Source organism: Streptosporangium sp. NPDC023963 (genome assembly GCF_040639135.1).
In the GTDB taxonomy this organism is placed as follows: domain Bacteria; phylum Actinomycetota; class Actinomycetes; order Streptosporangiales; family Streptosporangiaceae; genus Streptosporangium.
The window spans coordinates 291,016-305,428 of sequence record NZ_JBEZZK010000001.1 but is presented as its reverse complement, the minus strand read 5'-3'; the positions used below and the strand labels follow the sequence as shown (position 1 = coordinate 305,428).

The window sequence follows — 14,413 nt, the reverse complement described above, 5'->3', positions numbered from 1 at the left end:
TCAGGGGCTTGTCAGGGGGCTTGGTTCTGCGGCGTGACCTGGCCGTTGCCGCCGTTGCCGCCGCCGTTCAGCTGGGGCAGGATCTGGGCCAGCAGCAGGGTGGACAGGGCCGAGGTGTCGCCGGAGGCGCCGGAGGTGCGGACGACGACGGGGCGCGGGGCGCTCTCGGCGAGCCTGGCGCCCACGTCGAGCCTGCGGCGGGCCAGCTCGTACTGGAGCACCGCGCGGTTGTCGCGGTAGGAGTCGGCCAGCCTGCGCAGCCCCTTCGCCTCGTTCTCGGCGGAGGTGAGCTCGGCCCGGCCCTTCGCCTCGATCTCCCAACGCACCCGCTGCGCCTCGGTCTCGTGCTCCTCCAGCATGCGGGCGACGTCCTTACGGGCGGTGTTGGCGGCGGCTCTCACCTCGACGATACGCGCGTCACGCGTCTTTTTGGAACGTTCGATCTCCATCAACAGGGTGTCGATCCTGCGCTTGCGGGTGAGCTCCCACTCGCGCTCGAAGGCCGACAGCTCCTTGGCGACCTTCTCGCGGGTGGCCAGATGCTGCTGGTACTGGTCGGGCAGCTGCACGTCGGGGATGTTGGCGCCGGTGATGCGCACGCCGTACCGGCCGAGCTGGCGGGTGAGGAGCTCCTGCATGTCGCCGACGTCGGACCCCCGCAGGTCGTAGGCGCGCTCGGTGTTCACCAGGCGGCTGCGCTGGCGGATGGCGTCCTGTACGGCGCTGCTGAGCACCAGGTCGAAGTTACCGGCGCCGATCGTACGGACGAAGGCCACCGGGTCGACGATGCGGAACTTCAGGAAGAACTCGATCGACTTCAGCGGGACGTTCTCCGCCGTCGGGCAGGCCACGATCGGCGCGGAGTAGGGGATCTCGGTGGAGGTGTCGACCACCGCGTCCACCCGGTCCCACGGCAGCCACAGGTAGTGGCGCCCCGGGGGCAGCGTGCCGACGATGGCGCCCCACCGGCTGCGCACGCCCGTGGTGCCCTCCTCGATCTCGATGATCGCCCGGCGCCACAGCCACACCAGCGCCGCGACCAGGGAGAACAACGCTCCTACCGCGGCCAGGAAGGAGAGCGCCCCGCCGGCGAACACCGCCGTGCCGGCCAGGTAGAGGGCGAGGAAGAGCAGCGCCACCCAGGCGAAGCCGCGCCGGTCCTTGGGGATCACCACCGGGACCAGCTGGCCCGACTCGCCGCCGCGCAGCAGCTGGCGGATCTCCGACCAGGAGGCCAGGGATTCCTTGATCTTGGAGAACTCTCTGCCGCTCATCGGACCTCTTCCTGGGCGACCTGTCCCACGATGGGGGCGGGGGTGTCTGCGGGCGGGTTGAGCAGGGAGCTGATCTCCGCCCCGCGCTCCTCGACGCGGCCGCCGATCTCGCTCATCCGCGCCCTGATCGCGGCCATGTCCGCCTGGGAGAACAGCTGGGCCTCGGGGTTGCCGACCAGCTGCCTGGCCAGGGCGAGCAGGTCGATGTCGACGGCGTCGCCGACCTGCACCAGCCGGGGCAGGTGCGAGGCGACGGACTCCAGCTTGTCGAGCAGGTCCTGCTGGAAGCGGTAGTCGAGGATCTCCGGCGCCTCGGCGGCGCTCAGCGAGCGGATGTCCAGCGCCTGCGCCTCCAGCAGCGCCGCGTTGGCCTTGGCGGTGGACTCCGCCTCCACCAGCCGCTGGCCGCCGGCGGCCTTGGCCTGGTGGGAGGCGCGCTCCAGCGCGGTGTCGATCCTGGCCTGGTGCCCGGCGATCTCGGCGTGGATGGCCGACAGCTGCTCCTGCAGCCCGGCCAGCTCCTTGATCAGGTCACCCTCGTTCTGCTCCTTGCGCAGCTGGAGCTCGTACTCGTAGGTGTACGCCTCCTTGGCGACCCTGATCATCTCGGGGGCGGCCAGGTCCATCCGGTACTCCTGGCTGGACGGCTCGGCGTGCGTGATGTTGACGTCGGTGAGCCGTACGGCGGGCAGGAACTGCTGGTTGAGGTTGTCCAGCATGCCCATGGTGCTCTCGCCGACCAGGTCGTAGATCTCCTCGGCGCGCTGGGCGTAGATGAGGGAGCGGGTGACCTCGCTGATGGCGTTCTGCAGCTTGGCCTGGAAGCCGCTCACCGAGCCGAGCACGAAGATGAACTCGGCCGGGTCCTCGATCCGGAACTGCAGGAACAGGTCGACGCTCGCCTTGACGCCCTGCTGGGTGGGGGCCTCGCGGATGGGGGCGTTGAAGGGGTACTCGCGGGTGGTGTTGACGATGTAGCTGACCCGCTTCCACGGGTTGAACAGCGTCACCCGGCCCGGCTCGGCGATCTGCACGAGCTTGCCGAACTTCGTGATCAGGGCCTTGCAGCCCTCGGGCACCATGACCACGCTCCTGCGCCACCACAGGAACGCCGCGGCCAGCACGAGCACGGCCCAGTAGTGCGGGCCGAACAGCACCCGGGCCCCCTCGGGCAGCCCGGTGGCGACGAGCCCGACCAGGCCGAGCCCGGCCAGCACGACCAGCGGGACGACCACCCTGGCGGTGGTGCCCTTGGGGATCACCACGGGGGAGATGACGTGGACCGGCTCGCCGTTCGGGCCGTTGCCGCTGAAACTCCGGTTGACGATCTCCCCGGCCTCGTTGAGCGGGGCGCTGCGGGCCTCGATCACCGTGCCCAGGGACGAGCCCTGGTCGCGGGCGGCCATGAAGTCGGAGGGGTTGAGCGCGAAGCCCTTCTCCCCGGCGGAACCGCCGGAGCCGGTGTTCCCGGCCGCCTGGCCCATGAACTGCTCGGCCACCTGCCCGGCGTACTGTCCCGCCGACTGGCCGGCGTACTGCCCCACGGCCTGCCCGACGACCTGGCGCACGTCGCCGCCCTGTCCTATGGCCTGGGCTGCGGCCCTCGCGTACTGCGCGGCTTCTCTTGGCCGGGACATCACACCTCCGGGATGGTGATAGATCGAAAGCTCGATATATCACGCTTTGTGATCATTGGCACGCGAGACAGTTAAGGGGATCCCGCTTGCGGATCGCTTGCCACGCGGTTGACGCCGGTCCACCCGTGCGCGGACCTATGAAGAAGGATTGTCGGTCACGCCACCTACAGTGGGACAGGTGAGGCCGGTAACAGATTTGCAGCGCAGGGTGGCGCCCTTCGAAGTCGTCACCGACATGACCCCATCGGGCGACCAGCCCGCCGCGATCGCCGAGCTCGAACGGCGCGTCAAGGCCGGCGACAGGGACAACGTCCTGCTGGGCGCCACGGGCACGGGCAAGACCGCCACGGTCGCCTGGCTGATCGAGCGCCTCCAGCGGCCGACCCTGGTCATCCAGCCCAACAAGACGCTCGCCGCCCAGTTCGCCAACGAGCTGCGCGAGATGATGCCCAACAACGCCGTCGAATACTTCGTCTCCTACTACGACTACTACCAGCCCGAGGCGTACGTCCCGCAGAGCGACACCTACATCGAGAAGGACTCCTCGATCAACGAGGAGGTCGAGCGGCTGCGCCACTCGGCGACCAACTCGCTGCTGACCCGCCGCGACACGATCGTGGTGGCCTCCGTGTCGTGCATCTACGGCCTGGGCACCCCGCAGGAGTACGTCGACCGCATGGTCAGGCTCAAGGTCGGCCAGGAGATCGACCGCGACACCCTGCTGCGCCGCCTGGTCGACATGCAGTACACCCGCAACGACATGGCCTTCACCCGGGGCACCTTCCGGGTGCGCGGCGACACCGTCGAGATCATCCCCAAGTACGAAGAGCTCGCCGTGCGGATCGAGATGTTCGGCGACGAGATCGAGAAGCTCGCGACCATGCACCCGCTCACCGGCGAGGTGATCACCGAGGACGAGGAGCTCTACATCTTCCCCGCCTCCCACTACGTCGCGGGCGCCGAGCGGATGGAGAACGCCGTCCGGGGCATCGAGGCCGAGCTGGCCGAGACCCTGGAGACCATGGAGCGCCAGGGCAAGCTCCTGGAGGCCCAGCGGCTGCGCATGCGCACCACGTACGACCTGGAGATGATGCGCCAGATCGGCACCTGCTCCGGCATCGAGAACTACTCGCGCCACATGGACGGCCGCACCCCGGGCAGCGCGCCCAACACCCTGCTCGACTACTTCCCCGAGGACTTCCTGCTGGTCCTGGACGAGTCCCACCAGACCGTCCCGCAGATCGGCGCGATGTACGAGGGGGACGCCTCCCGCAAGCGCACCCTCGTCGACCACGGCTTCCGCCTGCCGTCCGCGATGGACAACCGCCCGCTGAAGTGGGAGGAGTTCCTGGAGCGGATCGGCCAGACGGTCTACCTGTCGGCCACCCCCGGCTCCTACGAGCTGGGCCGCTCCAAGGGCGACGTGGTCGAGCAGGTCATCCGGCCGACCGGCCTGATCGACCCCGAGGTGATCGTCAAGCCGACCAAGTCGCAGATCGACGACCTGGTCCACGAGATCCGCACCCGTACGGAGAAGGACGAGCGGGTCCTGGTCACCACGCTGACCAAGAAGATGTCCGAGGACCTCACCGACTACCTGCTGGAGCTCGGCATCCGGGTCCGCTACCTGCACAGCGAGGTCGACACCCTGCGCCGCATCGAGCTGCTGCGCGAGCTGCGGATGGGCGAGTTCGACGTGCTGGTCGGCATCAACCTGCTCCGCGAGGGTCTCGACCTGCCCGAGGTGTCGCTGGTGGCCATCCTCGACGCCGACAAGGAGGGCTTCCTGCGCTCGGAGACCTCCCTGATCCAGACCATCGGCCGCGCGGCCAGAAACGTCTCCGGCCAGGTGCACATGTACGCCGACCGGGTCACCCCCTCCATGGAGCGAGCGATCGACGAGACCAACCGCCGCCGGGCCAAGCAGATCGCCTACAACGAGGCCAACGGCATCGACCCGCAGCCGCTCCGCAAGAAGATCGCCGACATCCTCGACTCGCTCAACCGCGAGGACGCCGACACCGCCCAGCTCCTCGGCGGCAGCGGCCGCCAGCAGTCGCGCGGCAAGGCCCCCGTCCCCGGCTTCGCGATCAAGCAGGCGGGCCAGCACGCCAAGGCGATCGCCGGAGAGATGCCCAGGGCACAGCTGGAGGCGCTGATGGAGTCGCTCACCGAGCAGATGCACCAGGCCGCCACCGACCTCCAGTTCGAGGTCGCCGCCCGGCTCCGCGACGAGATCAAGGAGCTCAAGCGGGAGGTGCGCGACATGCGCGAGGCCGGGGTCTCCTGACCCGGCCGCCTTCCGGGCGGTGGGGCTGCCCGCCGAGGAGGAGTCGGCGACCGCCGAGATGGTCGCCGACAAGCCCGACCGGCACGACTGGCGGGTCGTCGACGGCGCCCTGCTCGGCTGGCGCCTCGGCCTTCCCGTCGTGCTCGACGGTTTCCTGCCCACCGCCCAGGCCCAGGCCATGCGGGCCCGCATCAACGCCGGAGCAACCTACGACGACCTCGCCGGGATGTGGGGCTCGCCGAACGCCTCCGGCGCGGAGGCCCCCGGCTGCCGGGAGGATGTCAAGAACCGATGAACTCACCGAGCTCGAGATCGATGTCGACCTCGAAGCCCACATCCGCCTCACCGTGTGCGGCTCGCGGGCCGTTCGGGATGCGACGACCACGAGAGGTCACCGGCGGGTTTCGCCGGTGACCGGCCCGGCGACCGTCCCCTCGCGGCGGGAGCCGCCGGGAGAGAAGGGTCAGCGGGAGTCGTCGGGGTGGGAGCGGTTGATCATCGTGCGGTTGTAGAGCTCGTCGATCTGGTCCAGCGGGTCGGGAGCGCGGCGGCGCGCCTCGATCTCCAGGTCGGTGCGGCCCTGGATCTCGTCGATGCTCCCGGCCGAGTGCGCCATCTGGTCGTCGCGCAGGTCGGCCCTGATCCTGGCGCAGGACGTGGTCAGCTTGGCGTGGTGCTCGCGCAGGCGGCCCAGCGCCGTGTGGTCGATGTAGGGCGAGACCCGGCGCTCCTGGGCGTAGTGGGCGAGCTGGGCGTCGAGCTGCTCGGCGTGCACCGAGATCTCCGCCACGAGGTGGGGCAGGTCGCCCAGGCCCCAGCCGGCACGCAGCGCGTTGTCCACGGCCTGACGGGTCAGGGAGACCTCACGCCGCAGGTCGAGGCGCATCCGCTCGGTCTCCGCGGCGTCGCCGGTGCCCATCGCCGCCACGTGGGTCGCGACCCTGGTGGAGACGGCCCTGGCCTTCTTCGTGGCCTTCCTGCCGACCTTGACCAGAAGGTAGATCCCGACTCCTCCCAGGAGAAGGAAGAACAGCAGGATCACCAGCAGGACGATGAGGAAATCGCCGATCGGAGCCACCTCCCGACAGGGGCTGGACAGGGTGTTTCGAGCATAGCCCGCGCCGCGGTCCCCGCGCGGGCGTCAGGCCTCGCGGGGTCGGCCGGTGCGGGCGGGGGTGCCACCATCCCCGCGGGGGGAGTGGCACCGGTCGTGGTCCACGCCGCGGCGCGGACCACGGCGCGGCTCGTGGCAGGCACCACCACACGGACCACCACACGGTGGCCCGCGGAAGAGGTGGCGCGGTCGCGCGGGCGCGGGCTCATCGCAGGCTCGGGGCGGCCTCTCGCCGCCGTCGCCGTATCCTGCGGGTCGCCCACCAGGCGAACAGCGCCAGCCCCGCCACCACCACGACGACCAGGACCGGCAGGAAGATCGCCACCAGGCTGATGCCCAGTGCCCCGGCGTCCTCGACCGTGCTGACCACGGGCGCCCCCACCCCGGCCGTGGTGGCGTTGACCACGGGCCTGGTGGTCGCCTTCATGGTGTGCACGGCGAGGGCGATCGCGATTCCCAGCACCCAGCTGAGCCAGGGGTTGTGGGTCATCCAGGTCGAGCCGTCCAGCCGGGCGGCGGCCTCGGTGGCGCTGAAGACCACGCCGCCGGAGGCCGGGCGGACGACGGTCTGGATCATGTCGTTGACGCTGTCGACCACCGGGACCTTGTCGAGCACGAACTCCGCCAGGAGCAGCACGCCGATGATCCCGAGCACCCAGCCGTTGGACAGCCAGGCGAACTCCTGCGGCAGCCGTACGTGATCGGTGAAGTTGGCGAGCAGGCCGACCACCAGCAGCGGGATGTAGGCGTTGAGCCCGGCCGCGGTGGAGAGTCCAAGGCCCGTCAGTGCCGCGAGCATCGCACCTCCGTAGTGTCTCTCTCCTCCTTCAACGGTTCCCGGCCGTCGATCGATCCCGATCCGTCCCCTATCGCGATATCACTCCGGTCTCGGTGTCCACGGGGTTCCTGGCGTCCCGGGCGTTCCTCGCGTTCCCCGCGACCTCCAGGTGGGGCGGCAGCCACCCCTGGCCCGGTACGTAGTGGCGCACCACCTTGGCGGGGATGCCCGCGATCACGCTGTGGTCGGGGAACTCCCCGCGCACCACCGCCCCGCCCGCCACCACGCACTGCCTGCCGATCCGGGTGCCCGGCAGGATGATCGCGCCGGTGCCCAGCCACGAGCCGGATCCGATCGACACCGGGTTGTTGCGCGGCCACTGGCGGCCGATCGGCGCCTCGGGGTCGTCGTAGACGTGGTTCTGGTCGGTGATGTAGACGTACGGGCCGGTGAAGACGTCGTCGCCGATGTCGATCGACTGGTGGCCCACGATGTGACTGCCCCTGCCGATGGAGCAGCCTCCGCCGATCCGCACGATCGAGTCCGGGCCCAGGTCCACCCCGGGGCCCATGCCCGTGGAGATGGAGACCCGCTCGCCGATCAGGGTGTGGTCGCCGATCTCGATCCAGGCCTCGCCGAAGACGGCTCCCAGCGGGAACGACAGGCAGGTGCCCTCGCCGAGGCGCCGGAAGCGGTATCCGGCGGGGCTGGCGGGGGTGACGTCTCCGGCCTTGCGGACCGCCTCCCAGAGCCGGTGGACGAGGCTGCCCAAGGCACGCCGTACCACACCATGAAGTGACATAACGGATCAAATTACCGCTTGGTTGGGTTTGAGGAGAACGCGGGTGGGGGGTTGTTCGGGTACTTCGCCTGCACCGTTTGTTATTCTGAGAGCCCGTGGACCTGTAGGCCATTCATCAGGGTGCGCCGACGATCTGTAACGACCACGGGAGCCTTCTTGCGCAGCGCCGCACACACCAAGCATCTGTTCGTCACCGGCGGCGTCGCCTCCAGTCTTGGGAAGGGACTGACGGCCTCCAGCCTCGGGCGCCTTCTCAAGCTGCGCGGCCTGCGGGTCACCATGCAGAAACTCGACCCCTACCTCAACGTCGACCCCGGCACGATGAACCCGTTCCAGCACGGTGAGGTGTTCGTCACCGACGACGGCGCCGAGACCGACCTCGACGTCGGCCACTACGAGCGGTTCCTCGACACCGAGCTGCACGGCTCGGCCAACGTGACCACCGGCCAGGTCTACTCCAACGTCATCGCCAAGGAGCGCCGCGGCGAGTATCTCGGTGACACCGTGCAGGTCATCCCGCACATCACCAACGAGATCAAGGACCGCATCCGGTCGATGGCCGGGCCCGACGTGGACGTGGTCATCACCGAGGTCGGCGGCACCGTGGGCGACATCGAGTCGCTGCCCTTCCTGGAGGCCGTCCGCCAGGTCCGCCACGAGGTCGGCCGCGACAACGTGTTCTTCCTGCACGTCTCGCTGCTGCCGTACATCGGGCCGAGCGGCGAGCTGAAGACCAAGCCGACCCAGCACTCGGTCGCCGCGCTGCGCAGCATCGGCATCCAGCCCGACGCGATCGTGTGCCGCTCCGACCGGCCGATCACCAACTCGCTCAAGCGCAAGATCAGCCTGATGTGCGACGTGGACGAGGACGCGGTCGTCTCCGCCATCGACGCCGCCAGCATCTACGACATCCCCAAGGTCCTGCACTCCGAGGGCCTGGACGCCTACGTGGTGCGCCGCCTGGGCCTGCCCTTCAGGGACGTCGACTGGAAGGAGTGGGAGCAGCTCCTGCGCCGGGTGCACCGCCCGGCCAACGAGGTCACGATCGCGCTCGTCGGCAAGTACATCGACCTGCCCGACGCCTACCTGTCGGTGACCGAGGCGCTGCGCGCGGGCGGCTTCGCCAACGACGCCCGCGTCAACATCCGCTGGGTCAAGAGCGACGACTGCGAGACCCCCGAGGGCGCGGCCCGCGAGCTCGACGGCGTCGACGGGGTCCTGGTGCCCGGCGGCTTCGGCGTACGCGGCATCGAGGGCAAGGTCGGCGCGATCCGGCACGTCAGGGAGAACAAGATCCCGCTGCTCGGCATCTGCCTGGGCATGCAGTGCATGGTCATCGACGCCGCCCGCAACCTCGCGGACATCGAGGACGCCGGCAGCACCGAGTTCGACGCCGAGACCACCCACCCGGTCATCTCCACCATGGCCGACCAGGAGGACGTCGTCTCCGGCGAGCGCGACATGGGCGGCACCATGCGGCTGGGCCTGTACCCGGCCAGGCTCGGCGAGGGCACGCTCGCCCGCCAGCTGTACGGCATGGCGAAGGTGGACGAGCGCCACCGCCACCGCTACGAGGTCAACAACGCCTACCGCGAGCAGCTGGAGAAGGTCGGCATGGTCTTCTCCGGGCTCTCGCCCGACGGCCGCCTGGTGGAGTACGCCGAGCTGCCCGCCGACGTCCACCCCTTCTTCATCGGCACCCAGGCGCACCCCGAGTTCCGTTCCCGGCCGACCCGGGCGCACCCGCTGTTCAAGGGCCTGATCGGCGCCGCCCTGACGTACGCCGACATCCGCGGCACCGCCGCCAAGGCGGGGCGGGGAAAGTGAGCGGCTCGCGAGCGGGCGCGGGGGAGAACCGGGAGGGCCGGGACGCCGTGGACGCCGTGGACGTCGTGGACGTTCCCGAGGAGTGGAAGGTCGCCTCCTCCACCGAGCGCTTCCGCGCCCGCGTCATCACCGGGGTCACCGACGCGGTCGTGATGCCGGACGGCGAGGTCGTCGACCGTGACTACGTGACCCACCCGGGCTCCGTGGCCGTCGTCGCCCTCGACGAGCGGGGGCGGGTCCTGCTGATCCGCCAGTACCGCCACCCGGCACGGCGGCTGCTGTGGGAGCTGCCCGCGGGACTGCGCGACGTCGAGGGCGAGGCCCTGCAGGCGGGGGCGGCCCGCGAGCTCGCCGAGGAGGCGGGCTACCGGGCGGGCACCTGGCACACCCTGATCGACGCCTTCACCTCGCCCGGGATGAGCGACGAGCGCACCCGGATCTTCCTCGCCAGGGACGTCAGCCCCATCCCCGAGGGGGAGCTGGACTTCGTCCACCGGCACGAGGAGGCCGACATGCCGGTGGTCTGGATTCCCCTGTCCGACGCGGTTCGGCGTGCCATGGCGGGAATGATCCACAATTCCCAAGCCGTGGCCGGTATTCTCGCCGCATACGCCGCTTCGGCGGACGGATTCGCCTCACTGCGGCCCGCCGACGCACCGGAGGCATGACAGGAGGACACCCTGAGCGAGACGGAGGCCGTCCTGTCCAGTTACCTCGCCCACCTGGCCGTGGAGCGGGGCCTGGCCGCCAACACCCTGGCCTCCTATCGCCGTGACCTCCTGCGGTACGTGGAGCACCTCAAGCAGCGCGGCCGCGTCACCTTCGGCGAGGTCGCCGAGGGTGACGTCACCGCCTTCGTGGCGGCGCTCAGGGAGGGCGACGGGGGACACCAGGCCCTCGTCGCCGCCTCGGCGGCGCGGGCCGTCTCCGCGGTGCGCGGCCTGCACCGCTTCGCGCTGAGCCAGGGCGTCTGCCGCCACGACCCGGCCCACGAGGTGCGCTCGCCGCGCCAGCTCAGGCGGCTCCCCAAGGCGATCAGCGTCCGCGACGTGGAGCGCCTGATCGCCGCCTCGGGGCCCGACGGAGCCCCGCTCACGCTGCGTAACCGGGCGCTGCTCGAACTGCTGTACGGCACCGGGGCGCGCATCTCCGAGGCCGTGGGGCTCACCGTCGACGACGTCGACCTGGGGGCCGAGGCCCAGCGGGTGCGCCTGCGCGGCAAGGGCGGACGCACCCGGCTGGTGCCCCTGGGCGGCTTCGCGGGGGAGGCGCTGCGCGCCTACCTCACCCGCGCGCGCCCGCGCATCGCCTCACACGGCCGGGGCACCTCGGGGCTCTTCCTCAACGCCAGGGGCGGGCGGCTCACCCGCCAGGGCGCCTGGGAGGTCCTCCAGGCCGCCGCCGAGCGCGGCGGGCTCGAAGGAGTGTCGCCACATATGTTGCGACATTCGTTCGCAACCCACCTCCTTGACGGGGGTGTGGACGTTAGGGTGGTTCAGGAACTACTCGGCCACGCCTCGGTGACCACCACCCAGGTGTACACACAGGTCACGGTCGACAAGCTCCGCGAGGTCTATGCCGCCGCGCATCCGCGCACACGGGATTGACCTTGCTTATGTCCGGGCGTGCCGCCTTGCCGCATACGTGTTGACGCCATAGTGTCCGTCCGGACGGTCCGGTTAGAGGCCGTCAGGGAGGTTCGACTGGTGACTGTGACCACCGACGGTTCTATCCGGGGAACGACCCCGGCAAACCCCGAGAATCCCTGGGGCGACACCAAGACCGCCGGGACCCCTCGCAGCGGGGGAGTCCTCGGCCCGACCGGGCGTCCCCGGCCGGTCTTCCCCGACCCGCCCCCCCGTACGGTGCACGGGCCGGCGAGGGTCGTCGCCATGGTCAACCAGAAGGGCGGCGTCGGCAAGACGACGACCACCATCAACCTGGGCGCCGCGCTGGCGGAGGCCGGGCTCAAGGTCCTGCTGGTCGACTTCGACCCGCAGGGTGCCCTCTCGGTCGGCCTCGGCATCAACCCCCTCCAGCTCGACCTGACGGTCTACAACCTCCTCATGGAGCGGCAGATCACCGCCAGGGACGTGCTGCTGGAGACCGGTGTCGAGGGCATGGACCTGCTGCCCAGCAACATCGACCTGTCGGCCGCGGAGGTCCAGCTCGTCACGGAGGTCGCCCGCGAGCAGGTGCTCGGCCGGGTCATCAAACCCCTCCTGCCCGAGTACGACGTGTGCCTGATCGACTGCCAGCCCTCCCTGGGACTGCTCACGATCAACGCGCTGGCCTGCGCGCACGGCGTCATGGTGCCGCTGGAGTGCGAGTTCTTCGCGCTGCGCGGTGTCGCGCTGCTCATGGACACCATCATCAAGGTCCAGGAGCGCATCAACGACGAGCTGGTCATCGAGGGCCTGCTCGCCACCATGTACGACGCGCGCACCCTGCACGGCCGCGAGGTGCTGGCCCGGGTCGTCGAGGCCTTCGACGAGAAGGTCTACCACACGGTGATCAACCGGACGGTTCGCTTCCCCGACGCCACCGTGGCCGGTGAGCCCATCACCAGCTTCGACTCCTCCTCGCTCGGCGCCAGCGCGTACCGCGAGCTCGCCAGGGAAGTCCTGGCCAGATGGGCCGCGCTGGAGCGGTGATCCCACCCCCGGGTGCGGGACAATGGCGGGATGACCGAGCAGCCGAGGACCGACGATGACACCTTCAAGGTGCATCTGGAGGTCTTCGAGGGTCCTTTCGACCTCCTGCTCGGTCTGATCTCCAAGCACAAGCTGGACATCACCGAGGTCTCGCTCAGCCAGGTGACCGACGAGTTCATCTCCTACATCCGGGCCAGGGGCCCGGAGTGGGACCTGGACCAGACGAGCCACTTCCTGCTCGTCGCGGCGACCCTGCTCGATCTCAAGGCCGCCAGGCTGCTGCCCTCGGGCGAGGTCGACGACGAGGAGGACCTGGCCCTCCTGGAGGCCCGTGACCTGCTGTTCGCCCGTCTCCTGCAGTACCGGGCCTACAAGGAGGTCGTCAAGGTCTTCTCCAGCCGGATGGCCGAGGAGGCGCTGCGCTTCCCCCGCACCGTGCCGATGGAGGCCGAGTTCGCGAGCCTGCTGCCCGAGCTGATCCTCGGCATCGGCCCCGACCGCCTCGCGGAGATCGCTCAGCGGGCCTTCGCCCCCAAGGTGCCCCCGTCGGTCTCGACGGCCCACATCTACCAACCGCTCGCCAATGTCCGCGAGCAGGCGGTTATCCTTGTCGAGCGGCTGCGGCGGATGCACCGGGCGACTTTCCGGGCCCTCACCTCCGACTGCGCCGGAACCTTCGAGGTCGTGGCGCGTTTCCTGGCCGTCCTGGAGCTCTACCGGGAGGCGGCCGTGTCCTTCGAGCAGGTGGAGCCTCTCGGAGAGCTGTACGTGACCTGGACCGGCAGCGACGACGGCGACGTCGCCGTGGCCGACGACTACGACGAGACCCCGAACAGCCCGAGGAGAGAGCCCGCCGATGACTGACCTGGCGTCAGAGCCCGGTTCGCGTGCCGAGATCGGCCCGTCCGCCGAGCCCGGTCCGCGTGCCGAGCCGGACCTGCGTGCCGGGCTGGAGGCCATCCTGCTGGTGGTCGACGAGCCCGTCGCCGAGGTGACGCTCGCCCAGGTTCTGGAACGGCCCGTCCACGAGATCGGGCGGGCGATCCGGGAGCTCTCGGCGGAATACACCGCCGCCGGACGGGGTTTCGACCTGAGAGAGGTCGCGGGCGGCTGGCGGTTCTACACGCGGGCCGAGTGCGCGCCACTCGTGGAGCGGTTCGTCCGCGACGGCCAGCAGACGCGCCTGACCCAGGCCGCGCTGGAGACCCTGGCCGTGGTCGCCTACCGGCAGCCGGTGAGCCGGGCCCGGGTGGCGGCCATCCGCGGTGTCAACAGCGACGGCGTCATGCGCACGCTGATGACGAGGGGGCTGGTCGAAGAGGCCGGCACCGAACCGGAGAGCCAAGCCGTGCTCTACCGGACGAGTTCGTATTTTCTCGAGCGGATGGGCCTGCGGGAGCTCGACGAGCTTCCCGAGCTGGCACCTTTCCTGCCCGACGACATGGAATCCCTAGAGGAGCAGAAGTAGTGAACAACAGGCGTAGTACCCCGTCCGGTGATGGACGCGGTCAAGGCCGTGGCGGAGCCCCGCGCGGTGGCAATTCCCGTGGGGGCTCGCAGTCCGGTGGATTCCGCGGCGGCTCCTCCCGAGGCGGGTCCTCCTCCGGCGGGTCCCGGGGCGGTTTCCGCTCCGACGGCCCGCGTCGTGACGATCGCGGTGGTTCGTCGTCCGGTGGTTTCCGTTCCGACGGTCCGCGTCGTGATGATCGTGGTGGTTTCCGGGCGGAGCGGGACGGTTCGCGGAGCCAGTACGGCGGGGGCAGGCCCTCGGGCGGTTCCCAGGGGGGTTCGCAGGGCGGTTACCGCTCCGACGGCCCGCGCCGCGACGACCGCGACGGCTTCCGCTCCGACGGCGCGCGTCGCGATGATCGCGGTGGCTTCCGTTCCGACGGCCCGCGTCGTGATGACCGCGGTGGTTCGTCGTCCGGTGGTTTCCGCTCGGACGGTCCGCGTCGTGATGATCGTGGTGGTTTCCGGGCGGAGCGGGACGGTTCGCGGAGCCAGTACGGCGGGGGCAGGCCCTCGGGCGGTTCCCAG

13 protein-coding genes are annotated in these 14,413 nt (G+C 70.2%); 8 read left to right on the top strand and 5 right to left on the bottom strand.

The genetic code is table 11. The features are described 5' to 3' along the window. Positions 1-11: 11 nt before the first annotated feature. Positions 12-1,274: an SPFH domain-containing protein gene (locus AB0F88_RS01320; RefSeq protein WP_362676108.1), complete on the bottom strand. Its 1,263-nt coding sequence runs from the start codon at positions 1,272-1,274 to the stop codon at positions 12-14. Beyond that, on the bottom strand, positions 1,271-2,911 hold the full coding sequence (locus tag AB0F88_RS01315) for an SPFH domain-containing protein (protein ID WP_362676106.1): 1,641 nt from the start codon (positions 2,909-2,911) through the stop codon (positions 1,271-1,273). Before AB0F88_RS01315 ends, AB0F88_RS01320 begins: the two co-directional genes overlap by 4 nt. A gap of 178 nt (positions 2,912-3,089) precedes the next feature. Here AB0F88_RS01315 and uvrB point away from each other — a divergent pair, with 178 nt between their 5' ends. Together uvrB and AB0F88_RS01305 are read left to right on the top strand one after the other, a co-directional pair. Continuing rightward, positions 3,090-5,201 (top strand): excinuclease ABC subunit UvrB, encoded by a 2,112-nt coding sequence (uvrB, locus tag AB0F88_RS01310; RefSeq protein WP_362676104.1) that lies wholly within the window; start codon positions 3,090-3,092, stop codon positions 5,199-5,201. 19 nt (positions 5,202-5,220) lie between these two features. Beyond that, on the top strand, positions 5,221-5,496 hold the full coding sequence (locus AB0F88_RS01305) for a hypothetical protein (protein ID WP_362676102.1): 276 nt from the start codon (positions 5,221-5,223) through the stop codon (positions 5,494-5,496). Positions 5,497-5,664: 168 nt separating this feature from the next. Here AB0F88_RS01305 and AB0F88_RS01300 read toward each other — a convergent pair whose 3' ends face one another. The 3 genes from AB0F88_RS01300 to AB0F88_RS01290 all read right to left on the bottom strand — a co-directional run bounded on the left by AB0F88_RS01300 (position 5,665) and on the right by AB0F88_RS01290 (position 7,865). Continuing rightward, the gene (locus AB0F88_RS01300) at positions 5,665-6,279 is read right to left on the bottom strand and encodes a hypothetical protein (protein WP_362676100.1); all 615 of its coding nucleotides are present in this window, start codon (positions 6,277-6,279) and stop codon (positions 5,665-5,667) included. Between the two features lie 241 nt (positions 6,280-6,520). Beyond that, positions 6,521-7,114: a DUF4126 domain-containing protein gene (locus AB0F88_RS01295; protein WP_362676098.1), complete on the bottom strand. Its 594-nt coding sequence runs from the start codon at positions 7,112-7,114 to the stop codon at positions 6,521-6,523. A 67-nt stretch (positions 7,115-7,181) separates the two neighbouring features. Next, positions 7,182-7,865, bottom strand: coding sequence for an acyltransferase (locus tag AB0F88_RS01290; RefSeq protein WP_362676096.1), 684 nt, complete (start codon positions 7,863-7,865; stop codon positions 7,182-7,184). A gap of 186 nt (positions 7,866-8,051) precedes the next feature. Between AB0F88_RS01290 and AB0F88_RS01285 the strand changes: the two genes are divergently transcribed. The 6 genes from AB0F88_RS01285 (at position 8,052) to scpB (ending at position 13,844) form a co-directional block, all read left to right on the top strand. Beyond that, positions 8,052-9,722: a CTP synthase gene (locus AB0F88_RS01285; RefSeq protein ID WP_350967271.1), complete on the top strand. Its 1,671-nt coding sequence runs from the start codon at positions 8,052-8,054 to the stop codon at positions 9,720-9,722. 47 nt (positions 9,723-9,769) lie between these two features. After that, the gene (locus AB0F88_RS01280) at positions 9,770-10,390 is read left to right on the top strand and encodes an NUDIX hydrolase (RefSeq protein WP_362677889.1); all 621 of its coding nucleotides are present in this window, start codon (positions 9,770-9,772) and stop codon (positions 10,388-10,390) included. A gap of 12 nt (positions 10,391-10,402) precedes the next feature. Further along, complete coding sequence (locus tag AB0F88_RS01275; RefSeq protein ID WP_362677887.1) at positions 10,403-11,329, top strand: tyrosine recombinase; 927 nt, start codon at positions 10,403-10,405, stop codon at positions 11,327-11,329. Positions 11,330-11,428: 99 nt separating this feature from the next. After that, positions 11,429-12,376, top strand: a complete 948-nt coding sequence (locus tag AB0F88_RS01270) for a ParA family protein (RefSeq protein WP_329093373.1) — start codon at positions 11,429-11,431, stop codon at positions 12,374-12,376. 30 nt (positions 12,377-12,406) lie between these two features. Continuing rightward, complete coding sequence (locus AB0F88_RS01265) at positions 12,407-13,240, top strand: segregation/condensation protein A (protein ID WP_362676093.1); 834 nt, start codon at positions 12,407-12,409, stop codon at positions 13,238-13,240. After that, positions 13,233-13,844, top strand: a complete 612-nt coding sequence (gene scpB, locus AB0F88_RS01260) for an SMC-Scp complex subunit ScpB (protein WP_362676091.1) — start codon at positions 13,233-13,235, stop codon at positions 13,842-13,844. The genes AB0F88_RS01265 and scpB overlap by 8 nt, the downstream gene beginning before the upstream one ends. Positions 13,845-14,413 lie beyond the last annotated feature (569 nt).